The sequence below is a fragment of the Flavobacterium sp. genome, assembly GCF_044377315.1.
Lineage (GTDB): Bacteria > Bacteroidota > Bacteroidia > Flavobacteriales > Flavobacteriaceae > Flavobacterium.
In genome coordinates, this window is record NZ_JBILJG010000015.1 from 37837 (window position 1) to 61384 (window position 23548).

General features: G+C 33.4%; 18 protein-coding genes. 4 read left to right on the plus strand and 14 right to left on the minus strand.

Features of this window, described 5'->3' with window-relative positions:
* Positions 1-47: 47 nt before the first annotated feature.
* The gene (locus ACIQ66_RS06425) at positions 48-1217 is read left to right on the plus strand and encodes an aminopeptidase C (protein ID WP_396211967.1); all 1170 of its coding nucleotides are present in this window, start codon (positions 48-50) and stop codon (positions 1215-1217) included.
* Positions 1218-1348: 131 nt separating this feature from the next.
* Here the strand turns inward: ACIQ66_RS06425 and ACIQ66_RS06430 are convergent, their stop codons facing one another.
* The 4 genes from ACIQ66_RS06430 to ACIQ66_RS06445 all read right to left on the minus strand — a co-directional run bounded on the left by ACIQ66_RS06430 (position 1349) and on the right by ACIQ66_RS06445 (position 3677).
* Positions 1349-1918, minus strand: a complete 570-nt coding sequence (locus ACIQ66_RS06430; protein WP_396211968.1) for an anthranilate synthase component II — start codon at positions 1916-1918, stop codon at positions 1349-1351.
* Positions 1919-1984: 66 nt separating this feature from the next.
* Complete coding sequence (locus tag ACIQ66_RS06435) at positions 1985-2548, minus strand: YceI family protein (protein ID WP_396211969.1); 564 nt, start codon at positions 2546-2548, stop codon at positions 1985-1987.
* Positions 2549-2575: 27 nt separating this feature from the next.
* Positions 2576-3208: an NAD(P)H-dependent oxidoreductase gene (locus ACIQ66_RS06440; protein WP_396211970.1), complete on the minus strand. Its 633-nt coding sequence runs from the start codon at positions 3206-3208 to the stop codon at positions 2576-2578.
* Between the two features lie 10 nt (positions 3209-3218).
* The gene (locus ACIQ66_RS06445; protein ID WP_396211971.1) at positions 3219-3677 is read right to left on the minus strand and encodes a MarR family winged helix-turn-helix transcriptional regulator; all 459 of its coding nucleotides are present in this window, start codon (positions 3675-3677) and stop codon (positions 3219-3221) included.
* Between the two features lie 191 nt (positions 3678-3868).
* On the opposite strand from ACIQ66_RS06445, the gene ACIQ66_RS06450 reads away from it, so the two are divergent.
* Complete coding sequence (locus ACIQ66_RS06450; protein WP_396211972.1) at positions 3869-4183, plus strand: rhodanese-like domain-containing protein; 315 nt, start codon at positions 3869-3871, stop codon at positions 4181-4183.
* Between the two features lie 30 nt (positions 4184-4213).
* Here the strand turns inward: ACIQ66_RS06450 and ACIQ66_RS06455 are convergent, their stop codons facing one another.
* The 3 genes from ACIQ66_RS06455 to ACIQ66_RS06465 form a co-directional block, all read right to left on the minus strand.
* Entirely contained in the window at positions 4214-4579 is a 366-nt protein-coding gene (locus tag ACIQ66_RS06455) for an iron chaperone (RefSeq protein WP_396211973.1), read from the minus strand.
* A gap of 41 nt (positions 4580-4620) precedes the next feature.
* Positions 4621-6186, minus strand: a complete 1566-nt coding sequence (locus ACIQ66_RS06460; protein ID WP_396211974.1) for a YdiU family protein — start codon at positions 6184-6186, stop codon at positions 4621-4623.
* 140 nt (positions 6187-6326) lie between these two features.
* Positions 6327-7400, minus strand: a complete 1074-nt coding sequence (locus tag ACIQ66_RS06465; protein WP_396211975.1) for a hypothetical protein — start codon at positions 7398-7400, stop codon at positions 6327-6329.
* 126 nt (positions 7401-7526) lie between these two features.
* Between ACIQ66_RS06465 and ACIQ66_RS06470 the strand changes: the two genes are divergently transcribed.
* Entirely contained in the window at positions 7527-8582 is a 1056-nt protein-coding gene (locus ACIQ66_RS06470) for an oxidoreductase (RefSeq protein WP_396211977.1), read from the plus strand.
* Here ACIQ66_RS06470 and ACIQ66_RS06475 read toward each other — a convergent pair.
* The 7 genes from ACIQ66_RS06475 to ACIQ66_RS06505 form a co-directional block, all read right to left on the minus strand.
* Entirely contained in the window at positions 8569-10356 is a 1788-nt protein-coding gene (locus ACIQ66_RS06475) for an ABC transporter ATP-binding protein (protein ID WP_396211978.1), read from the minus strand. The genes ACIQ66_RS06470 and ACIQ66_RS06475 overlap by 14 nt on opposite strands.
* 15 nt (positions 10357-10371) lie before the next feature.
* Positions 10372-11844: an IMP dehydrogenase gene (gene guaB / locus ACIQ66_RS06480; RefSeq protein WP_396211979.1), complete on the minus strand. Its 1473-nt coding sequence runs from the start codon at positions 11842-11844 to the stop codon at positions 10372-10374.
* 87 nt (positions 11845-11931) lie between these two features.
* On the minus strand, positions 11932-13302 hold the full coding sequence (rimK, locus tag ACIQ66_RS06485) for a 30S ribosomal protein S6--L-glutamate ligase (protein WP_396211986.1): 1371 nt from the start codon (positions 13300-13302) through the stop codon (positions 11932-11934).
* Positions 13303-13429: 127 nt separating this feature from the next.
* Positions 13430-13804 (minus strand): DUF4258 domain-containing protein, encoded by a 375-nt coding sequence (locus ACIQ66_RS06490; protein WP_396211980.1) that lies wholly within the window; start codon positions 13802-13804, stop codon positions 13430-13432.
* A gap of 35 nt (positions 13805-13839) precedes the next feature.
* Positions 13840-15033, minus strand: a complete 1194-nt coding sequence (locus tag ACIQ66_RS06495) for an alanine dehydrogenase (protein WP_396211981.1) — start codon at positions 15031-15033, stop codon at positions 13840-13842.
* Between the two features lie 79 nt (positions 15034-15112).
* Positions 15113-15520 carry a tRNA (adenosine(37)-N6)-threonylcarbamoyltransferase complex ATPase subunit type 1 TsaE gene (gene tsaE, locus ACIQ66_RS06500; protein WP_396211982.1) on the minus strand — a complete coding sequence of 136 codons (408 nt, stop codon included), beginning with the start codon at positions 15518-15520 and terminating at the stop codon, positions 15113-15115.
* 73 nt (positions 15521-15593) lie between these two features.
* Positions 15594-17186 (minus strand): PglZ domain-containing protein, encoded by a 1593-nt coding sequence (locus ACIQ66_RS06505; protein WP_396211983.1) that lies wholly within the window; start codon positions 17184-17186, stop codon positions 15594-15596.
* A gap of 261 nt (positions 17187-17447) precedes the next feature.
* On the opposite strand from ACIQ66_RS06505, the gene ACIQ66_RS06510 reads away from it, so the two are divergent.
* Positions 17448-23548, plus strand: a 6101-nt coding sequence (locus ACIQ66_RS06510) for a GEVED domain-containing protein (RefSeq protein ID WP_396211984.1), incomplete at its 3' end; no start/stop codon positions are given.

Here is a 23548-nt window from a genome sequence, read left to right on the forward strand (position 1 = left end):
TGAATTTGGTATAAAATTTTACTTTTACAATCAAAATAATTTATAAAATGAGAAAAAGTCTATTAGTTGTTGGGTTGTTTTGCTCAATTAGTTTGTTCGCCCAAGATGATTTGATTAAAAAAGTAATCAATAATGCTTCACTAAATTCAAAATATGTGTTTTCTAATGTCAAAAATTTGGAAACTACTTCTGTAAAAAATCAAGGTTCTGCTGGAACATGTTGGAGTTATTCGGGAAATTCTTTTCTAGAATCAGAAATGATTCGCATGGGAAAACAACCGGTTGATTTAGCAGAAATTTATACTGCAAGACACGTTTACTTGTCAAAAGCTAGAAATTACATTCTTTTTAATGGAAATATGGGCTTAGGCGATGGAGGCGAAACACATGATGTTTTGAATAGTATGCGCAAATATGGAGCAATGCCACAATCGGCTTATACTCTTGAAGATTACGGAAAAGGAACCGTAAAATCAGGAGAGTTTCAAGATAAATTTAAATCAATTTTAGATGAGTATATCAAGAATCCTAGTCCGACAAAAGGAACTTCGTGGGTTACTGATATCAATAATTATTTAGATGAAAAATTAGGAAAATTACCAACAACTTTCACTTACGCTGGTAAAGAATACAATCCGCATACATTTGCTAAAGAAGTAGTTGGAATAAACCCTGATGATTATATTGAATTTTCAAATTATAAAGATTCTCCTTATTATGAAAAAATGGTTATGCCAGTGCCAGACAACTGGAGTTATGATCAGTTATACAATGTTCCGATGACAGAGTTGACAGATATTATTGATTATGCGTTGGATAAAGGTTATACAGTTGCTTGGTCATCTGATGTTTCTGAACCTTATTTTAGTTGGAAAAATGGAGTAGCTTTTGTACCAAATATGGATTTGTACAACATTACCGATGAGCAAAAGAAAACACTTTTTGATGGTCCAATGCCAGAAAAAGATATTAATGAAGATATGCGTTTAGAAGGTTTGTACAGTCTTTACACTACTGATGATCACGCAATGCAAATAGTTGGTTCAGCTAAAGATCAAAATGGAAGAACCTATTATAAAGTAAAAAATTCTTGGGGCGAAACCAATGATTACAAAGGTTATTTATACGTTACAAAAGCATTCGTGCAATTAAAATCTACTGGAATTGTGTTGCACAAAAACGGTGTTTCTAAAGTTTTGAAGAATAAATTGAAATAAACTATTAATTTAAATAATAGTAAAATCGCAAATTAGTAATCTAGTTTGCGATTTTTTTTGAAACAGATTACACTGATTAGCACAGATTTTTTATCTTTTCTAAAAATTAGAATCTGTGAATCTGTGGCTAATTAAAAGTTCAACCAGTTTCCTAAAATCTGTTTTCCGTTTGGTGTTAAGATACTTTCTGGGTGAAATTGAACACCTTTTACATCGAACTTTTTATGACTAATGGACATGATTTCTCCATTTGTATCTATTGAAGTTATTTCTAAATCTTCAGGGAAATTTTCTTTTGAAATTACCCATGAGTGATAGCGGCCAACGTCAAATGTAGGAGGTAAATTATTAAACAATAAATCGTTTGGTTCAATTACTTCAATTTTGGTTGCAATACCGTGAAAAACTTGATTGAGATTTTCTAATTTACCACCAAAAACTTCTCCAATTGCTTGTTGACCCAAACAAATTCCTAAGATGCTTTTAGTTGAAGCATATGTTTTTATAACTTCTTTCAAAAGTCCAGCTTCATCTGGAATTCCTGGACCTGGCGAAAGTAAAATTTTGGTAAAAGTGGCTATTTCATCCAATTCGAATTCATCGTTTCTATAAACGGTTACTTCACAGTTTAATGCTTCTAGGTAATGCACCAAATTGTAGGTAAAACTATCATAATTGTCAATAACTAGGACTTTTTTCATTTAGCAAAGATAGTTGACTAGTCCTAAATAATCGATACAGATTATTTAGGACTAGTCAAGTAATTATTAGAATTGTAATATTACATCTAATTGAAATTCGTCGTTGATAGATTTATCACCTAAATTATCAAAGAAACTTCCTGAACCATATTTGATTCCGTATTTAGTTCTGTCGATTTTTAGAGTAGTTGTAGCAACATTACCTTTAACATTCATATCAAATGTAATTGCTTTTTTCACATCTTTAATTGTTAAATCAGCTGTTACAAAGTAAACACCATTTCCTTTATCAGCAATTTTTTTGAAAACTAATTTAGAAGTTGGGTATTTGTCTGTTCCAAAAAAATCATCAGCTTTTAAGTGCCCATCTAATTTTCCTTTGTATTCACCTGTCAAATCAGTTGTGTTTATTGAAGACATATCAACTGTAAAAGTTCCACCTTTTAGTTTATTATTTTTGAAAACTAAAGCACCTTCTTTAAGGTTAATAGTTCCATTGTGTTGACCAGTTACTTTTTTTCCAATCCATGCTACTGAACTTTTTGAAGCATCGATTTTTTTTGTTTGAGCTATTCCTAATGTTGTTACAGCTAAGAATAATGCAATTGCAATTGTTTTTAAATTTTTCATAAAAATAAAGTGTTAAATAGTTAATGATTATAAATTGATAAATAATTCTTCGTTTGATTTGCGCACTTTTGCATAGTGTTGTGTCGCATCTTCTTCGTGACGGTAACCAACAGTTGCTACTAAGCTTGCATTTAGGTTCTTTTCAGATAAGCCTAAAATTTCGTTGTATTTCTCCGAAACAAAGCCTTCCATTGGAGTTACATCTATTTTTAGTTCTGCAGCAGCGCTCAATAAGTTTGCTAAAGCAATGTAAGTTTGTTTTGAAGTCCAAGTATTTCTATCTTCAAGAGGCAAAGTTGTTATCTTAGATTTCATAAAATCAGCATAACCTTGAATCGATTCCATTAGAATTCCTCGAGTTTCTGTGATATTTTTTAAATACGCATCAATTTCTTTTTCTCCAATGTTGGTAATGCTTGCAAATACTACTACAAAAGCAGCATCAACAATTTGAGTTTGACCCCATGAAGCTGGAAGTAATTGTTGTCTTATTTCAGGATTTTCAATAATAAAAACTTGATAGGGTTGAAGCCCATAAGATGAAGAAGATAATCGGATAGCTTCTTTTAATTTTTCTAAATCATCTTTTGATACTTTTTTAGTTGCATCAAATTTTTTGGTGGCATAACGCCAGTTTGCATTTTCTATAAAATTACTCATATCTAATTATTTATTTTACTTGTCTATATTTTTCTAATAATGTAATTAATTGTTGTACTTCTTTTGCTGAAAGATTAGTAGCAAAGTTTTCTTCATGTTCTTTTACTTTTGGATCTAACTCTTGTAAAACATCTAATCCTTTTTTTGTGATTGCTATTTCAATTTTTCTTCTATTTTCTGGGCAAACATTTCGAGTGACTAATTCCTTTAATAATAATTTGTCTATCAATCGAGTAGTATTACTATTTTTGGTAATCATTCGCTCTTGAATCAAACACATATTAGCTGGATTGCCTTTTTGACCTCTTACTATTCTTAATACATTATACTGTTCTCCTGATAAATCAAAAGGTTTTAAGATATCAAGAAACTTATCACCAATTATATTGTTAGTGTAAAGAATATTTAAGACAATTCTTTTGGAATCGTCCATTTTTACATTTGATTTTGTTATTTCTTCAATTCTCATAATTGTAAATACAATATTTGTATATACAAATGTAATTCTATTTTCAATTCAATCAACTTTTTTGTTGTTGTTTTTTTGTTAAAAACAGCTAACTATTTAATTATCAGTATAAATTAAAAATAGAAGTAGAATTTTAAAATAATTTGTTGCTGAAAATTCAAAAAAAATTATATTTGAATAAAAATTAAAAGATGAATTTACCACAGAATGAATGGGCCGAACAATTAAAAAATGACGCTAATGCAGTTATTTTAGATGTAAGAACAGAAGACGAATGGAACGAAGGTTTTATTCCAAAAGCTATTTTTAATGATATATATAAAGGACAAAGTTTTATTTATCGATTAGAAGAATTAGATAAGTCAAAAAATTATTATGTGTATTGTAAAGCAGGAGGGAGAAGTGGTCAAGCATGTTCTATAATGAATCAAATGGGTTTTGAAAACACCTATAATCTTGAAGGTGGATTTATGAATTGGGAAGGTGAAGTTGTTGTTGAAGGATAGTTTAAAAATTCAATTTCAATAATTTTTGCATTAAATTTTCTTTGCTTTATCATAATTCTGTTTGACTCTAAACTTTGTAATGTTGGCAATCAAATCATAAGGTATAGGTTTGTGAAGTAAAAATTGTACAGCCTTTTTAGAAGTTTTATATTCTTTTAATTCTTCTTCAAAAGCGACAATTACATCTGGACTTGGGTAAAGCCCTATATGATTTTTGAAAACCGCAAAATGAACCAAATAGCCATAATATTTGAATGTAGGCATTGCATAACTTATAGTTTCTGTTGCATTTGGCGCGGCTTTGCTTATGGCTTTTCTAACTCTTTCTAAAACTGATCTAACTCTAGGTTCTTGCAAATCAATATATTCATCGATGGTTTTATAAGTTTTATTCACAACAATAGTAATTTTTTTTGATTACTAAATTATAAAAAAAATTAAGAACTACAAGAAAGCATTGAACAGCCTACCTTTTCTCTTGCCCAATCGGGTCGTTTTGCGTACCATTTTTCAAATTCAGGTTGCTCTTCATAGGGTTTTTTTAATAACTCAACTAGTTCATTTAAAACTGAATAATCTTCAATTTCGGCACCTTCAATCGCTAATTGTGCCATATAATTTCTAAGAACATATTTAGGATTTAATTGATTCATTTTTGATTTCTTTTCTTCGTCAGAGATTGTTTCTTCATTAAGTCGAAGCATGTATTTTTTGAACCATTTTTCCCATTCTTTTAAAACTGATTTTGTGAGTTCGTTTGGTTTATAAAATGAATTATTTACAATTGAAATTCCACAACCAGTTGAATATTCTTTTTTGATGTAACTTAATTCTCTAAAGAAAATAGTCATATCTGTTTCAGTCACTTGAAGTAATTGCTCTAGTTCAATAATTAATTTTTTATCTTTTCTATTTGTTTTGAATAACCCTAATTTATTAGACATCATGGTATAATAGCGCTCTTCAAAATTATCTTTAAAATTGGACAATACTTTTTCAAAGGGAGCCGCTTCGTTTACTAAAGGATATAGCGAATTGGCAAGTTGATATAAATTCCACAAAGCAATTTCTGATTGATTACCAAATCTATACCGTTTGTGTTCTCGGTCTGTTGTATTAGGTGTCCAATTTGGATTGTAATCTTCCAACCAACCATACGGTCCATAATCAATTGTGATTCCGTGAATTGACATATTATCGGTATTCATAACTCCATGAACAAATCCTACGCGTTGCCAATGAATAATCATCTCAAGTGTTTTATTAGCAACAAGTTCAAAAAAATGAATATATTTTTCTTTATCCTCAGATTCAACTTCTTTATAGTAATGTTTGATGGTAAAATCAGTGAGTAATTTTAAATTTTGAATATCGTTTCTAGCAGAAAAAATTTCAAAATTTCCAAAACGAATAAAAGATGGTGCAACTCTACAAACAATAGCTCCTTTTTCATAAGCTGCATTTCCATCATATAAAACATCTCTTAGCACTTGATTGCCAGATAGACATAACGAAAGCGATCGAGTAGTTGGAACGCCCAAATGATGCATTGCTTCACTACATAAATGTTCGCGAATCGAAGAGCGTAAAACCGCTAAACCATCGGCTGTTCTTGAATAAGGTGTTTTTCCAGCTCCTTTAAGTTGTATTGTATAAATTGAATTTTCTTTTTCAATTTCAAATAAATTAATTGCTCTTCCGTCGCCTAATTGTCCTGCCCAATGACCAAATTGGTGTCCGCCATAACACATGGAAAAGGGTTTTGAATTTTCTAAAACTTTATTTCCAGAAAAAGCTTCTAAAAATTCATTTGATTTTACATCGTCGTCTGTAATACCTATTAATTCAGCCACTTCCTTTGTGTAATGAATCAATTTTGGATTTGAAGTAGGAGTTGGATTTACATAAGAAAAACAGGCGCTATAAACTTGTCTAACTTGATTTGTATCGTTAGAATCGGCTGGTAAATTTGCGGTAAATATGTTTTTTAAATCTATTTTCATTTTGGCTTTTATTGATAATCAAATGTAACTAAAAAAATTGAGAAAATCATTTGCATAATTTTGGAAAGATATTATAAAATTACTAACAAAAAAAGGCTAGCGAAATGGCTAACCTATTTATTCTTAATTTTAATTGGAATCTATCTTCTTCCACTACCAGAGTTTGCTCTTGAAGTTTCTGATTGGCTTCTATTTTCAGAATAACGTGAGCTTTGCAATCCTAAGCTTCTTGAAGAAGATTCTCTTTTAGTTTGTACATTTGAATTACTTCTAGTTTGATTACTAATTGCTCTAGTGGTTTCACGAACGGGAGAATTTTCAAATTTTACATTTTGACTTCTTGTTTGATTACCAATTGCTCTAGTGGTTTCACGAACGGTAGAATTTTCATTTCTTGTTGTTGAATTACTTCTAACAGTTGAATTTCTATCAATATTTCTAGTAGTGTTATAGGCTACGTCTTTTCTAGTCGTTGATCTTGTTTTTTCAAGTTCATACCTATTAGTATAACCAGAATTTCTGTTAGAAAATGAACGGTTAGGATAGTGACTTTCAAAACCGTTTCCTCTTCTATGGTAATAATTATTATACGCAACATGACATCTTCTATAGTTTACATAATTGTATTGGTAGTCATAATTAATCCACATTGCTACATTATTTCGGTATCTAAAAACAGGGTACGGATTCCAAAATGTGTAATAACTTGGATAGTAACCCCAATACCAGCTTGAATAATAAGGGCGATAACTTGACACCCAGAAATTATCATAAATTATAGGTGTGCGAACATAAACTGGCTCATAAATATAATTATCTCCATACATATAAACATTACCAACTACTTGCACTTGCACACGATTGTTATCGTCTTTTTCAACTTCAATAGTAGCAACGTCTTGAAATAAGTCTTTGCCTAAAACCGATTGAACTACAATTAAGTGCGCTCTTCCTTCAACAGTTTCAATAACTCTTAAATAGTCAACTTGATCATCATTATTCAAATCTAAATTTGAAAGTTGCATTTTGGGGTCATTTAACCTTTTTTCAAAATCTTCAAGATTTTCTGAATCACCAAATATTGAAGCAATTGCTCGTAAATCAAGATTGTCACTAATTTCTGAACTCATTGCATTGACCGTGGTTTTGTCTTGCGCAAATGAACTTGCCAACAGCAAACTCATAAGAGATGTAAGTAGAATTTTCGCTTTCATAATATATAAATTATAGTTTATAATTGATTTCCTAATGAAGTATTCAATATCTGTGCCAAGAATTGAAAGAAAGTAAGTGAACCGAAAGATAAATTTGTATATTAGCAATAAAATAGGCTAGTAGCGATGAAGAATTCAATTTTTTTAACAATATTTTTAACCTTTATTATTTCATGTAAATCGACTTTTAATGATAAAAAAGTCGATTTCACAACGATTTTGATAGATACTTTGTTGCAAGATAAAATTAGCATAAGAGCCATTTCAGTTTCAGAAAACAAAGTTTTTTATGCTGGAAATAAAAGTAGAGTTGGTTATATCAACTTAAAAGATGGAACCCAAAAAGAAATTAGAGTTGATAAAGATTCCATTTCGTTAGAATATAGAAGTATTGCACAAACAGATGACGCTATTTTTGTTCTAAATATTGGAAGTCCAGCTAATTTATACAAAATTTCAAAAGAGTTGAATTTGGTTAAATTAGTCTATTCAGATACAAATGAAAAAGTGTTTTTTGACAGTATGCAATTTTGGAATAACCTAGATGGAATTGCAATAGGCGATCCAATTGATGGTTGTTTACCAATTATAATAACAAATGATGGTGGAAATTCTTGGCATAAAATTTCTTGTGATAAATTACCAAAAACGGTTGATGGTGAAGCTGCATTTGCGGCAAGTAACTCCAATATAGTTGTAAAAGAAAACTTAGTGTGGATTGTTTCGGGCGGAAAAAAATCTCGTGTTTTCTTTTCTAAAGATAAAGGAGAAATATGGGAAGTATATGAAACACCCATTGTGCAAGGTGAAAGCATGACCGGAATTTTCTCCGCCGATTTTTATGATAAAAAAAAAGGAATTGTGGCTGGTGGAAATTTTGAACAACCAACCCAAAATTTTGGAAATAAAGCAGTAACAAATGACGGCGGAAAAACATGGAAATTAATTGCAGAAAACACAGGCTTTGGTTATGCTTCCTGTATTCAATATGTACCAAATAGTAATGGTAAAAAACTAGTTTCTGTTGGTGCAACTGGTATTTATTATTCAAATGATAAAGGAAGTAATTGGAAACAAATTAGTTCCGATAATTCCTTTTATACAATTCGATTTATTGATGCTTCAACTGCTATTGTTGCTGGAAAAGATAAAATTGTAAGCATTATTTTTAATACTCATTAAACTGCAAGTTACTCAAGTTCTTATAAATACCATTCTCAATATCTACTAGTTCTTTATGAGTTCCTTTTTCAGCAATTTTACCTTCGTTTAGAACTAAAATAGCATCGGCACTTCTAATGGTAGAAAGACGGTGAGCAATAATAATACTCGTTCTGCCTTCCATTAAGTTTTCTAATGCTTCTTGCACTAATTTTTCGCTTTCGCTGTCTAATGAAGAGGTAGCTTCGTCCAAAATTAGAATACTCGGGTTTTTTAATAAGGCACGAGCAATAGCAATGCGTTGACGTTGTCCTCCAGAAAGTTTTATACCGCGTTCTCCAACCAAAGTGTCGAATTTTTCTGGAAATCCATTAACAAAATCGAATGCATTTGCTTGTTTGGCAGCAATCATAATTTCTTCTTCACTTGCATTTGGTTTTCCATAAGCAATGTTTTCACGAATACTTCCGCCAAATAAAATCACGTCTTGCGGAACTATACTCATATTGCCACGAAGATTTTCTAAATCATAATGGTAAATGTTTTTATCATCAATTAAAATTTGTCCGCTTTCAATATCGTAAAAGCGCAATAGGAGCGAAGATATAGTAGATTTACCAGCACCACTCGGACCAACAAGTGCAATCTTTTGACCAAAATTGGCTGTAAAACTCACATCTTTTAAAACTTGAACTTCTGGTCGCGACGGATAATGAAAAGCAACATTTTTGAAAGTCACATTTCCTTTTATTTTTTCTGTTGATTGATTTTGATTAGAATTTATTTTTTCAGGCATTTCGTCTAGAAGTTCAAATACTCTTTCGGTAGCACCAACGGCTTTTTGAATTTGAGCATATAATTCGGCAATTCCACCAAACGAAGCACCAATAAAAGTTGAATATAATACAAACGAAATCAGTTCGCCAACGCCTTTAATTTCACCATTTATGCACAAACTTACACCATACCAAACTACGGCAACAATAGCACCAAACAAACAGAAAATAATAAACGATGCAAAGTAACCGCGATATTGTCCGCCTTTGATGGCAATTTTTACAATTTCTTGAATTTTACCTTTATATCTTGCAATTTCATACCATTCGTTAGCAAAAGCTTTTACATTGGTAATTCCTTGCAAAGTTTCTTCTACAATTACCTGACTTTCGGCTACTTGATCTTGTACTTTTTTTGAATATTTTCTAATAAATCTGCCAAAAATAACAGCAGCAACTGCCACGACAGGAACAATTGATAACATCATCAAAGTCAACTTTGGACTTATGGTTGCCAAGAAAATAATTCCACCTATTATTAAAATAAATTGTCGTAAAAATTCAGCTATGGTTGATGTTAATGTATCTTGAATTTGAGTAATATCCGAACTAATTCTGCTATTTAATTCACCAACTCTTTTTTGAGAAAAGAACGTCATTGGTAATTTTATCAAATTACTATATAAAGCCAATCGGATGTTAGCCAGCGTATTTTCAGTAAAATTTATAAATAATGATAATCTAAAAAAAGAAAAGAACGATTGTAACATCAAAATTCCCATTAATCCAAGGGCAACATTTTTGGCTTTGACCAAATCTTTTGCATTGACACAATCGACTAACATTCCTAATAATTTTGGAAATGCCAATGCAGTTCCACCAGTTAACAAGAGGAAAATCAATCCCAAATAGAATTTCCATTTGTGATTGTCTGCATATTTGAATATTAGTAGTGCTTTGCTTAAAGAACTTGCGTTTAGTTTCGCTTTTGGTAGGTCGTTTTCTTGATATCGAGCCATTATTTTATTTTGTGATTATCTCGAATAATTAGGTGCTTCTTTGGTAATAGTAACATTATGTGGATGGCTTTCTCCAATTCCGCTAGCTGTTATTCTTACGAATCTTCCAGTTTCTTGCAAAGTTGGTATATCTTTTGAACCGCAGTATCCCATCCCAGCTCTTAATCCGCCGATAAATTGTTGCATACTTTCGTTAAGTTCTCCTTTGTAGGGTACACGTCCCACAATTCCCTCTGGAACTAGTTTTTTTACATCGTCTTCAACATCTTGAAAATAACGATCTTTTGAACCATCTTCCATAGCTTCTATTGACCCCATACCTCTATAAGATTTGAATTTTCTTCCTTCAAAAATAATAGTTTCTCCAGGAGATTCTTTTGTTCCTGCTAAAAGCGAGCCTAGCATAACACAATCAGCACCAGCAGCAATAGCTTTTGGAATATCACCTGTATAACGAATTCCACCGTCAGCAATTACTGGAACACCTGTACCACGTAAGGCAGCAGCCACTTCTAAAACTGCTGAAAATTGAGGAAAACCAACACCTGCGACAACTCTTGTTGTACAAATAGAACCTGGTCCAATTCCGACTTTTACAGCATCTGCACCGTTTTGTGCTAAATATAATGCGGCTTCTGGTGTAGCAATATTCCCAACCACAACATCAAGGTTTGGAAATTTAGTTTTTACTTCTTTTAAGACTGAAACAACGCCTTGTGTATGACCATGTGCTGTATCAATAATTACGGCATCAACACCAGCATTTACAAGTGCCGATGCTCTTTCAAGTACATCTGCTGTAACACCAAGTGCTGCGGCAACTCTCAAACGACCGAATTTATCTTTGTTGGCTATTGGTTTTTGAGCCAATTTTGTAATATCTCTAAAAGTGATTAGTCCAACTAACTTATAATTAGCATCAACCACAGGAAGTTTTTCAATCTTATTTTCTTGTAAAATGCCTTCAGCTTCTTGCAAAGTAGTTCCAACGGCAGCTGTAACCAAATTTTTTGAAGTCATTACTTCTAAAATGGAACGCGAATTTATTTTTTCGAAACGTAAATCTCTGTTAGTTGCAATTCCTTTTAAAATTCCGTTTTCATCCACAACTGGAATTCCACCAATGCCGAATTCTTTCATCGCCATTTTTGCATCACCAACTGTTGCTGTTAGTGGTAAAGTTACAGGATCAATAATCATTCCGGCTTCGGCACGTTTTACTTTTCTAACTTTGGCAGCTTGTTGCTCAATTGTCATGTTTTTATGCAAAACACCAATGCCGCCTTCTTGCGCCATTGCTATTGCCATAGAACTTTCTGTTACGGTGTCCATAGCAGCAGAAACAATAGGAACATTTAAAGTTATGTTTCTCGAAAACTTTGATTGAATACTAACTTCGCGAGGTAAAACTTCAGAATAGTTTGGTATTAGCAGTACATCGTCGTATGTAAGTCCTTCGCCAACGATTTTGGTTATGTGTGCTTTCATTGCAATTTGTAGTTGTAGTTAAATTGCGTGCAAATATAGTTAAAAGTTAGGAGTGGAGTTTGTAATTTATATTTTTTTTAATAAAAGCTATTTTATTTTAAAATTTTTCTCAATTGCTTTTATCATTTCGCCTGCAATATCTTTATTAGTAGCACCTTCAATGCCTTCAAGACCAGGTGAAGAGTTGACTTCAAGTAATAAAGGTCCTTTTGAAGAACGTATTATATCTACACCAGCGACTTTTAAATCCATTGCTTTGGCTGCTTTTATTGCAATTCTCTTTTCATCGGCAGTTGGTTTGATGACAGAAGCTGTTCCACCCATGTGTATATTGGCTCTGAATTCTCCTGGCGCTGCTTCACGCTGAATTGCTGCAACAACTTTTCCATCGACTACAAATAAGCGCAAATCTTTTCCATCTGCTTCTTTTATAAATTCTTGAACTAATATATTGGCATTTAAACTTTTAAAAGCATTAATAACTGATTCGGCAGCTTTTTTTGTTTCGGCCAAAACGACACCTTTTCCTTGAGTGCCTTCGAGCAATTTTACAATCAAAGGTGAACCGCCAACCATTTTTATCAAATCATCAGTATCTAAAGGTGAATTGGCAAAACCAGTTGTGGGAATATCAACTCCATGATGTAATAATAATTGTAATGAAAATAATTTATCTCGAGATTGCGTTATTGCAGCAGCAGAGTTTAGGCAAAAAACATCCATTGCTTCAAATTGTCTTGTTAAGGCACATCCATAAAAAGTAATGCTTGGCCTAATACGAGGAATAACCGCATCAAAATTATCAAGAATTTTTCCGCCACGATAATGAATTTCAGGTTTGTCTGCATCAAGCTTCATATAACATTCTTTGATATTCAAAAAATGCATTTTATGACCTCGCATAAGTCCAGATTCCATTATTCTCTTATTACTGTATAGCTCGGGATTACTTGCTAAAAGGCCAATTCGTAATCCTGTCTTACTTGCCAATGCTTGCGGATACAAATCAACCAAATTTTCTGTGGTAGTTTCACCAAGAATATATTTTTGTTCTGGATCAACTAGTATTCTTCCGCTCATTGCTTCTCTTCCTAAAAGCATTCTGAATCCCATTGAATCTCTATTGGTCAAAGTCATTTCGATAGGCCAAGAATCGTTGGCAATGGTAATATTGGTTTGAATTACATAACGTTGTTCTCTAAATCCACTTGAACTTTTTACAATTCTTTTATCAATAAGTAAAGCTTCACAATGAATTACAGTTTTTAGATTATTCTGTATCGGATTGATGTCAAATTTTACCCAGTTTTCACCTTCTTTTACAAAAGGGGCAATGTTTATAGCATGCAATGCAGATGTTTTTGCACCAGAATCAACTCGTGCTTTTATGGCAGGAATTCCTAAATCAAGAAACGTACACCATTCTTCACTACCTAATATTAATTTATTTGGAGGCATCATATTGTAAAAAATTTAATTTGCCGAAAATACTATTTTTAATGTTAACGAATGTTTATTTTTTTTATAAAGTAGTGTAATAAAAAAATCCGCTAATAAGCGGACTGTAAAATTGAAATAGATACAATTATTTTTTACTAATTTCTTCTAAAACAGCTTTAGAAGCATAATTGATAACTTTTAGTTCAATAGCTTGATTTTTAACCGTTTTTCCTTCTACAATATAAATTTTTCCATTTCCAATTTTGACATTACTTTTATCAAAATCAACATCGCCATAAGTTAATGTATTTTTTATATCTGTAGTATCAATCCAATTTTCGGCTAAAACCAATGAGGCTTCTTTAGAATATTCAAATGGTTTATTTCTCAAATCATTCAAAACTCTTGCGTTTGGAAAATAATTACATCGCGTATCTTTTCCAGTTAAAACTGCTGCTACAAAAAAACTTCCTAAAATAAAACCTACTAGGTAATAGGCAAATCGATATTTAAAACTCATGAATTATTTTTTTGCAAAGGTAAAGTTTTCTTAGGTTAAAAAACAATTAAATTTATATCGCTATACTGAATATTGAACCACTCGCCAATAGCTTTGTTAGTCAAAATTCCGTGGTATAAATAAACGCCATTTTTTAAGCCTTTATTACAACGAATGGCACTTTCAATTCCGCCATCTTCTGCAATTTGAAGTAGGTAAGGAGTTATGATATTGCTAATAGACAAAGAAGCCGTTTTAGAATATCGCGAGGGAATATTAGGAACACAATAATGAATCACATTGTGCTTTATAAATGTTGGTTTTTCGTGAGTTGTAATTTCTGACGATTCAAAGCAACCACCTGTATCGATACTTACATCAACAATAACGGCGCCTTTTTTCATATATTCGACCATTGTTTCTGTTACAACTACAGGACATCTTTCTTTTCCACGCATGGCACCAATGGCAACATCACAACGTCGAAGTGCTTTTAAAAGTGTTTTGGGTTGAATAGTAGAAGTGAAAATATTTTGACTCAAGTTATTTTGAAGCCTTCTCAATTTGGTAATTGAATTATCAAAAACTTTTACATTTGCTCCTAAACCAACAGCCGTTTTGGCAGCAAACTCACCAACGGTGCCAGCACCAACTATTACAACATCCGTAGGAGGAACGCCAGTTATATTTCCAAAAAGTAAGCCTTTTCCAATTTGGTTGTTAATCATCAATTCGGCAGCAATTAACACAGAAGCAGTTCCTGCAATTTCACTCAATGATTTTACAGCAGGATAGGAGCCGTCTTCATCTTTTATATATTCAAAAGCAAGTGCGGTGATTTTCTTTTTGGTTAATGCTTCAAAATAAGCAACTTTACGCGTTTTTAATTGAATAGCCGAAATCACAACCGTATTCGGATTTACCAATTCAATCTCTTTCATGGTAAGCGGTTCAACTTTTAATAGAAACGGACAACCCAGCACTTTTTGAGTGTCGGCCGTTATTTCTGCGCCAGCATCACTATATTCTTTGTCTGAATAACTTGAACTTAAACCTGCGCCAGCTTCTATCAATACGCGATGCCCGTGTGAAGTTAGCGAATTGACTGCATCAGGGGTTAGGCAAATTCTTCTTTCTTGGTAACTGGTTTCTTTAGGAATACCAATATAGAGTTCGCTTTTGTGTCTTGCGACTTCTAACTTTTCTTCTTGCGGAAGCAGTTGTTGCTTGGTAAAAGGTGTTAAAGACATATATTTTTGCTAAAATAATTGGTATAAAGTTATAAAAAAGCTAGTAAGTACCAAAAAATAGCAACTGAATCTGTTTTTTTTATTCAAAAGTTAGCAATCTGTTTCCGTTTGAAAGTATCTTGATTGTAAGCAAACTAAACTCTTCTGGTATAAGATTTGGAATTTTTTCTGACCATTCTATAAAACACCAATTACCAGAATAAAGATATTCTTCTATACCCATATCAAGTGCTTCATCTTCCGATTTTATTCGGTAAACATCAAAATGGAAAATTTTTTGATTTTGACTAGTTTGGTATTCATTAACTAATGAAAATGTAGGACTACTCATGGTGTCTTTTACACCAAGCAATTTTGAGAATGCTTTAATAAATGTTGTTTTTCCAGCACCCATTTCGCCGTTAAAAAGAATTACTTTTTTTGGATTTTGTGCCAAAACTTGAGCTGCTGCTGCGTTGATTTCGGAAAGTGAAAATTCGATAGTCATTTTTTTTGAGGGAAGATGGAGGTTGGATGATGGAAGTTAAAAATCTTCCAGCTTCCAACTCCTAACTTCTAACTTATTTAGGGTTAAAAACTAAAAAGGGTACAATCATTTCTTCTAGTGAAATTCCACCATGTTGGTAGGTATTTCTGTAATAACTCACATAATGGTTGTAATTATTAACATAGGCCAAGAAGTTATCATTTTTTGCAAAAATATAAGAACTGCTCATATTTATAGTAGGCAAACCAATTAATTTTGGATCTTTTACCGCATAAACATCTTTGTCTTCATAAGAAAGACTTCTTCCGGTTTTGTATCGTAAGTTCAAACTAGTGTTTTTGTCGCCAATAACTTTTGAGGGATTTTTGACATTGATAGTTCCGTGATCGGTTGTCAATATTAATTTGAAACCCAATTTTTGAGCTTGTTGAATAATTTCTAACAAAGGTGAGTTTTTAAACCAACTCGCCGTCAACGAACGATAGGCTTTATCATCGGAAGCCAATTCTTTTACAACATCCATTTCGGTTTTGGCATGCGAAAGCATATCTACAAAATTGTAAACAACCGTTACTAAATTGTTATTTTTTAATCCTTTGAAATTTTCTGCCAATTTTTTTCCACTAGCAAGATTGGTAATTTTGAAATAATCTTGTTTGATATTCAAACCTAATCTTTTTAAATGTGCCGTTAAAAATTCGGCTTCATAAAGGTTTTTTCCACCATCTTCCACATCATTTTTCCAATATTGAGGAAACTGTTTTTCCATTTCTAAAGGTGTCAAACCCGAAAAAATGGCATTTCTTGCATATTGAGTGGCAGTTGGTAAAATGGCGTAATAGGGAACTTCTTTCTCTAATTTGTAATGATTAGAAACCACATTTTCTAGTGTTTTCCATTGGTCATAACGTAAATTGTCGATTACTACAAATAAAATAGGTTTATCTTTTTTAGCAATTTCTGGAACTACTAATTCTCTAAAAAGAGTATGAGATAAAACGGGTTTATCGGCTTTTGGAGCACCCGAGCCATTTTGGCGAACTGGCGGAGCTTGCGTAGCAAACCAATCTTCATAATTGCGTTCAATAAATTTACCAAACTGCGAATTTGCTTCCACCTTTTGAGATTCGAGAATTTCAATCATGCTTTGGTCTTCAATGTTTTCGAGTTCCAATTCCCAAAATATAAGTTTCTTGTAGCAATCAATCCATTCTTCATACGAATTGACCATTGCCATTTCCATTGCAATTTTTCTAAATTCTTTTTGATAATCTAAAGTTGTTTTTTCAGAAATCAATCTCGAGTGATCCAAATTCTTTTTCAAACTCAACAATATCTGATTTGGATTGACAGGTTTTATAAGGTAATCGGCAATTTTTGAGCCAATTGCTTCTTCCATAATATATTCCTCTTCACTTTTGGTAATCATTATCATAGGAACAGACGATTTTTTTTCTTTCATTTCAGATAATGTTTCTAAACCGCTCATTCCTGGCATATTTTCGTCAAGAAAAACAATATCAAAATTGGTTTCCTCAAAAAGTGTCAGGGCATCAAGTCCGTTATTACAAGTTGTTACATCATAATTTTTCTTTTCAAGAAATACTATATGTGGTTTTAACATTTCAATTTCATCGTCAACCCAAAGTATTTTTATTTTGTCCATCGTTAAGGATATAATTTTATGATTTAGAATGCAAATTACTATCAAAAAAAAACGGTAATGTCTTAAAATTATTGTAAAAATATAAATTTGAAAGAAAATTATATATAAAAAGTTTCCAATAGTGCTAAATAATGCCACAAAAGTGCTATTTATCGATTTTAATTGTTAATTTAACGATTATATAATAAAAACATAATGGTTTTATAATATTAATTACTATTTTCACAACTTTATTTAATTAGTAACCAATTTTTTTAATTTATGACAAATTATTACAATTCTTTGTGCAACGGTAGGGATACGGTTCACAAAAAAACAAAGTTTGGCGCTTCGGGTGGTTCACCCAATACGACCAAGACATCACGATGGTGGCTAGCGAGTTTATTTATGATCATGTCTCTTTTCATGGGACAATTTGTAAATGCGCAGGTTAGTGCTTATAGTTTTACACAAACTACTGGAACTTATACTGCTATTACTGGTACAACATTAGCAACTCCTACTGGAAATTCAGCATCACTATCGTTGGATAGTTTTACTTCAGCAGCAGTAACACTTCCGTTTACATTTAGCTATAATGCAACAAATGTTACTACTGCTTATATGAATAGTAATGGATTTCTTTCTTTAGGAGCAACAGCTCCTGGTTCTGGTACTTTAAGTCCTATAAGTACAACTTCAACTGCTACCGGTATCATAAGCCCGTGGGGTGGAGATTTAAACACCTTTTTTAATCTTGGTGGTAGAACTGGTTCTATGAGTTGGACAACCGAAGGAACAGCTCCTAATAGAGTTATTGTATTTCAATGGAGAGATTTTAGACCATCATATAATACAAGTGCTACTAATGCGTTCGGTTTTAGTTTTCAAGTAAGACTAACCGAAACTACTAATAATGTTCAAATTGTATATGGTCCTGCAAGTTTTGCTATTGGTTCAACGGCAGTCACATTTACAACTGCTTCTACTACAACTGGAAGACAAATTGGATTAAGAGGAGCAACAACTGCCGATTTTAATAACAGGATTTTCTCTTCTTTTGCATCTGCCTCTACAGCAGGTACTACTGCGGGTAATGGTAATAACTTTAACACTTCTACTAATTTTCCAGCTAACGGTTTAACATTGTCTTGGAATCCTCCAACTTGTTTTGCTCCATCTGTAAATGCTGTAACTACTTTTACAAATACAACCGCTACACTATCATGGAATGCACCTACTGTTGTTCCTGCTAATGGCTATATTTATGAAGTAAGAACATCTGGTGCAGCGGGTTCTGGTGCTACAGGTCTTGTTTTAAGTGGTACAACTTCATCAACTTCTGAAAATATTACAGGTTTAACTGCAAATACTAGCTACTTTGTATATTTAAGATCAGATTGTGGTTCGGGTGATCTAAGCTCATGGTCTAGTGCCACTACTTTTTTTACGGGCTATTGTTTAGCTTCTTCTACAAGTGCAGCTTCTTGGATTTCTGTATTTAATACTACAGGAGGAATAACAAATATTACACATTCTGCAGCCTCTGGTGCAGCTGGTGGATACCTTAATCTAACGGCAAGTAGCGTAAGTAACTTTATTGGAAACGCAACTTCTTTTAGTTTAACTTCTGGTGGTCCAACTGTTGGTAACGCTATTTGGGTAGATTGGAATAATAATTTATTGTTTGAAACTTCAGAGAGAGTGTATCAGTCTCTAACATATGGTACAACAGTTACGGGTTCTTTTTCTGTTCCTGCCGCTACTCCAAACGGAAGTTATAGAATGAGAGTATTAACTGATTTTAATGTAGGATCTCCAATTAATCCATGTGGAAACATATCTAGAGGAGAATACAAAGATTTTACTTTTGAAGTAGTTGATGCACCAGCTGTAGTACCTAGTTGTGCTTCAGCACTAAATCCTGCAGATTTATCTTCAGATCTTGCTAAAAACTTAACTTTGTCATGGACTGCCGCAACAGGTTTTCCTACTAGCTATGATGTTTACTTAAGTACAGCATCAGGAAGCACTACTCCGGTAGCAAATGTTACAGGAACTAGTTATGCGCTAACAACACCTTTGGCAGCTAGTACACTTTACTATTGGAAAATTGTTCCTAAAAATGCTACTGGTGAGGCAACAGGTTGTGTTGAGCAATCTTTTACTACTGGTACAAGTTTAAACTATTGTAATACTGCTTTAACTACTACAGGAGGCATTGCCGATTCAGTAGTGGGTGTTACTGTTGGAGGCTATGTTTCGGGAGCTATTGGTGGTGCTGCCCCATGGTACACTGCTGTGGCTAATACACCAATTGATATTGTGGTTCCTTCAAGTCAGCCTATCTCAATTACTATGGGAACTGACTCTGGGCAACATAGTGCAGTTTGGATAGATTTTAACCAAAATGGTGTTTTTGAAGCTTCTGAAAATGTTGCCTTATCAACTGTGTCTGCAGGTGCAAGTGCAGTTGTAAGTTATACATTAGTAATTCCTTCATCTGCTACATTAGGTATTACTCGTATGCGTGTTAGAGGTGCTGGAGACAGTGCTTATACTGCTGCTGGTGCATGTACTGGTCAATCATATGGAGAAACAGAGGATTATTTGATAAATTTAATGACACCTCCACCAACTCCACCAAATTGTGCTACTACTTTACTTCCAAGTGATTTATCTTCAGATTTGTTTAGAAATCTAACATTATCATGGACTGCAGCAACTGGTTTCCCAACTAGTTATGATGTTTATTTAAGTACAGCCTCTGGTAGTACAACGCCTGTTACTAACGTTACTGGTACAAGTTATACAACTCCAGTTTTAAACGCTAATACACAATATTTTTGGTCTGTTATTGCTAAGAATGAATTTGGTGATGCAGTTGGTTGTGCTGAGCAAACATTTACTACAGGAGCTTTAATTAATTACTGTACACCGACATATACAAATGGTAAAACAGACGGTGATTTGATTTCTAATATTTCTATTTCAGGAACTACTTTATCTAACAACTCTGGTACAGCTGCAACGAATCCTTCTTATACCTTCTTTAATAGTTTACCTAATCATACCGCTGACCTTCAAGCTGGTTCTACTTATAGTGTTACTGTTACGGTAGGTACTTGGGGTACTCAAGGTATTGCAGCATGGATAGATTATAATGATGATGGTATATTTTCTCCATCTGAAAAAATAGGTAATACGGCTGGTACTATTGGTTCAGGAACAGGTGGTTTACCAATTCCTGCTAATCATACAGCTTCTTTTAATATCTCTTTATCTTGTAATCCTCCACTTGGAGTTCACAGAATGAGAGTTAGAGATGTATTTAGTACAAGCGGTGCTTTAATAGATCCTTGTTTAAATTATAGTTATGGAGAAACAGAAGATTACTTAGTAAATGTTACTACTGCTGATCCATGTCCAACACCTAAAAATTTAGCTCGAACAGATATTACTGCAAGTGGTGCTACATTAAACTGGGTAGTAGGTTGCGTAGAAACTCAATGGGATGTTCACATTCAATTAGCTTCTGATCCAGCTCCTACAGAATTAACAACTCCATCTAACCCTGGTTTGACAGCTACAACTCTTGTTGCAACTGGTTTGAATTCTAATACTGCTTACAATGTTTATGTTAGAGCAGTATGTGATTCTGGTCTTGGTGTTTATAGTGCATGGTCATCACTAGTAACTTTTACTACTCAAGGTGTAGCAAATTGTGCTACTGCATTAGTTCCTGCTGACTTAGCAGTTGATATTGCAAGAAATCCTACTTTATCATGGACAGCTTCAGTTAGTAACCCAGCTGTAACAGGTTATGATGTTTATTTTGGTGATGTTTCTGGTGCTCCACTAGTAAGTGCTGCACAAACAGGTTTGACCTATGCCCCAGCATTTTTAGCTGCCAATACTACCTATTATTGGAAAGTGGTTGCTAAAAATAGTATTGGAGATGCAGTTGGTTGCGTTGAGCAATCATTTACTACAGGAACTACAATTAACTACTGTACACCAATATATTCTTCTGGTAAAACTTCTGGAGATTTAATTTCTAATATTGCTATTACAGGTACAGCTTTGTCTAACAACTCTGGTACAGCTGCAACGAATCCTGCTTATACATTCTTTACTGGTTTACCAAATTACACAGCTGAATTACAAGCTGGTGGTACTTACAGTGTAAATGTAACAGTTGGTACATGGGGTAACCAAGCAGTTAAAGCATGGATAGATTATAATGATAACGGAGTATTTGAAGCATCTGAAGTTATTGGAACATCAGTTATCGCTCCAGGTCAAGGTAATACGGGTCCTTTCCCAGCTGCTTCTTTTCCAATATCTTTATCATGTGACCCACCTGTTGGAGATCATAGATTAAGAGTTCGTAGTGTTTGGAATGTTACTGCTGCATCAATAGATCCTTGTACAAGCTCAGGCTTTGGTGAAACTGAAGATTATGTAATTACAATTACTGCTCCAGACCCTTGTCCAACTCCTAAAAATTTAGCTGCTAGTTTACCTACTATTGACGGTGCTACACTTAATTGGGTAAAAGGTTGTGATGAATCAGAATGGGATGTTGCTGTTCAAACACCAGGTTCAGGTACACCAACAAGTGCTACACAATCTGGATTAACAGAAGCAACTTATATTGCTACAGGTTTAAACTCTTCAACTGCTTATGAATATTATGTTAGAGCGGTATGTGAAACAGGCGTATTGTCAAGTAACTGGGCTGGTCCTTTTGTTTTTACAACTTTAGCGAAGGCACCTGGATGTACAGTCCTAACGTCTCCTGCTGATGGTGCTACAGGTATATCTGTTGGTACAATTCCATTCTCATGGTCAGCTCCTGCAGTTTCTGCTACAGAAGATGCTGCTACCTCTTACGATTTATATTATGGTACTAGTACAACTCCTGGTGTTGCAAACACATTATTAGGTAATTATACTACAACTAGTACAAATATTATTTTAACAGGTTTCAATGCTACTTTCTATGTAAGAATTGTTCCTAAAAACTCTGGTGGTGTTGCTGTAGGACCTTGTACAGTAACAAGTTTCACTACAGAGGCTGATCCATTTATTCCTTACTGTTCATCGGTAACATATACTTCTGGTGTTGAACCTATTTCATCTGTAAGTTTTGCAGGTATCAATAACACATCAAATAGTTTATTGAACGGTTCTCCAAGTATTCAAAACTTTATAGCTATTTCAGGTAATGTTGAAGCTAATCGTTCTTATACTATGACACTAAAAGGGAATACAGATGGTAGCTTCACTAGCAACTTTAGAGTATTTATTGACTGGAATCAAGATGGTGATTTTACTGATGCTGGAGAAAGATACAATGCAGGTTCAGTAACCAATTCAAATGGTATTGATGCAATTTCTGCTGTATCAACAATTGCTGTGCCAGTTAATGCTTTACCAGGTGTAACCCGTATGAGAATTAAAAAAATATTCGGTACTACTGATATTGATAATCCTTGTCTAGGTGCAGGTTTTGGTCAAACAGAAGATTATACTTTAAATGTGACTGGTTTCACAACAGAAGTTTTATCTCCAATTTGTGGTTCAACTTTAGCAGCACCTAATTCTATTGTAGGTGTTAGAAATTTCCCTCAAAGCAGAAATGTAAGTTCATTCAGATTTAAAGCTGTAGGACCAAGTGGTGATTTGACTGTAGTAAAAACTACTCCACACTTCCAATTTAGTGAATTAGTAGGATGGCAATTTGGAACTACCTATACTGTTTCTTGTGAACTACAAGTTAACGGTGTTTGGGCTGGATACTACGGACCAACTTGTACAATATCAACTCCAGAAGTTGTAGTTGCTGGACTATCTCAAATAGTTTCTCCGGCTTGTAATACAGTAGTTAGACCAAATACTATAATTGCTACAACAAGTTTAGATGGTGTTACAAGTTATAGTTTTGAAATTACAAATACTACTCCAGGTTATTCTGGAACTAACCCTGTTCAAACACTTAATAAAACTATAAACTGGTTTAGATTAAATCAATTACCAGAATATGTTTATGGATCTACTTATTCTGTAAGAGTGGCTATTAGAACTACTGCTACGGGCGCTTATGGTGCTTTTGGACCAGCTTGTACGTTTAGTACAACTACTCCAGTTATTGCACAATGTGCTACTACAGTTAATGCAGGTAGTTTGATTTCATCAACATCTTTAGGTGGCGTAACGCAATATAGCTATGTAGTTACAAATCTTTCAGATGACAGTGTTCAGACAATTACTAGAACTATGCCTCATTTCCCTACAAGTTTGATAACAGGTTATTCTTCAACAACCACTTATTCTGTTAGTGTTTCGGTTACTTCTACGGGTGTTCAATCACCTTATAC

Coding starts and splice junctions, on each gene's coding strand:
- ACIQ66_RS06425 (WP_396211967.1), top strand. CDS start 48: ATGAGAAAAAGTCTATTAGTTGTTGGGTTGTTTTGCTCAATTAGTTTG.
- ACIQ66_RS06430 (WP_396211968.1), bottom strand. CDS start 1,918: ATGAAAAAAGTCCTAGTTATTGACAATTATGATAGTTTTACCTACAAT.
- ACIQ66_RS06435 (WP_396211969.1), bottom strand. CDS start 2,548: ATGAAAAATTTAAAAACAATTGCAATTGCATTATTCTTAGCTGTAACA.
- ACIQ66_RS06440 (WP_396211970.1), bottom strand. CDS start 3,208: ATGAGTAATTTTATAGAAAATGCAAACTGGCGTTATGCCACCAAAAAA.
- ACIQ66_RS06445 (WP_396211971.1), bottom strand. CDS start 3,677: ATGAGAATTGAAGAAATAACAAAATCAAATGTAAAAATGGACGATTCC.
- ACIQ66_RS06450 (WP_396211972.1), top strand. CDS start 3,869: ATGAATTTACCACAGAATGAATGGGCCGAACAATTAAAAAATGACGCT.
- ACIQ66_RS06460 (WP_396211974.1), bottom strand. CDS start 6,186: ATGAAAATAGATTTAAAAAACATATTTACCGCAAATTTACCAGCCGAT.
- ACIQ66_RS06465 (WP_396211975.1), bottom strand. CDS start 7,400: ATGAAAGCGAAAATTCTACTTACATCTCTTATGAGTTTGCTGTTGGCA.
- ACIQ66_RS06470 (WP_396211977.1), top strand. CDS start 7,527: ATGAAGAATTCAATTTTTTTAACAATATTTTTAACCTTTATTATTTCA.
- ACIQ66_RS06475 (WP_396211978.1), bottom strand. CDS start 10,356: ATGGCTCGATATCAAGAAAACGACCTACCAAAAGCGAAACTAAACGCA.
- guaB (WP_396211979.1), bottom strand. CDS start 11,844: ATGAAAGCACACATAACCAAAATCGTTGGCGAAGGACTTACATACGAC.
- rimK (WP_396211986.1), bottom strand. CDS start 13,302: ATGCCTCCAAATAAATTAATATTAGGTAGTGAAGAATGGTGTACGTTT.
- ACIQ66_RS06490 (WP_396211980.1), bottom strand. CDS start 13,804: ATGAGTTTTAAATATCGATTTGCCTATTACCTAGTAGGTTTTATTTTA.
- ACIQ66_RS06495 (WP_396211981.1), bottom strand. CDS start 15,033: ATGTCTTTAACACCTTTTACCAAGCAACAACTGCTTCCGCAAGAAGAA.
- tsaE (WP_396211982.1), bottom strand. CDS start 15,520: ATGACTATCGAATTTTCACTTTCCGAAATCAACGCAGCAGCAGCTCAA.
- ACIQ66_RS06505 (WP_396211983.1), bottom strand. CDS start 17,186: ATGGACAAAATAAAAATACTTTGGGTTGACGATGAAATTGAAATGTTA.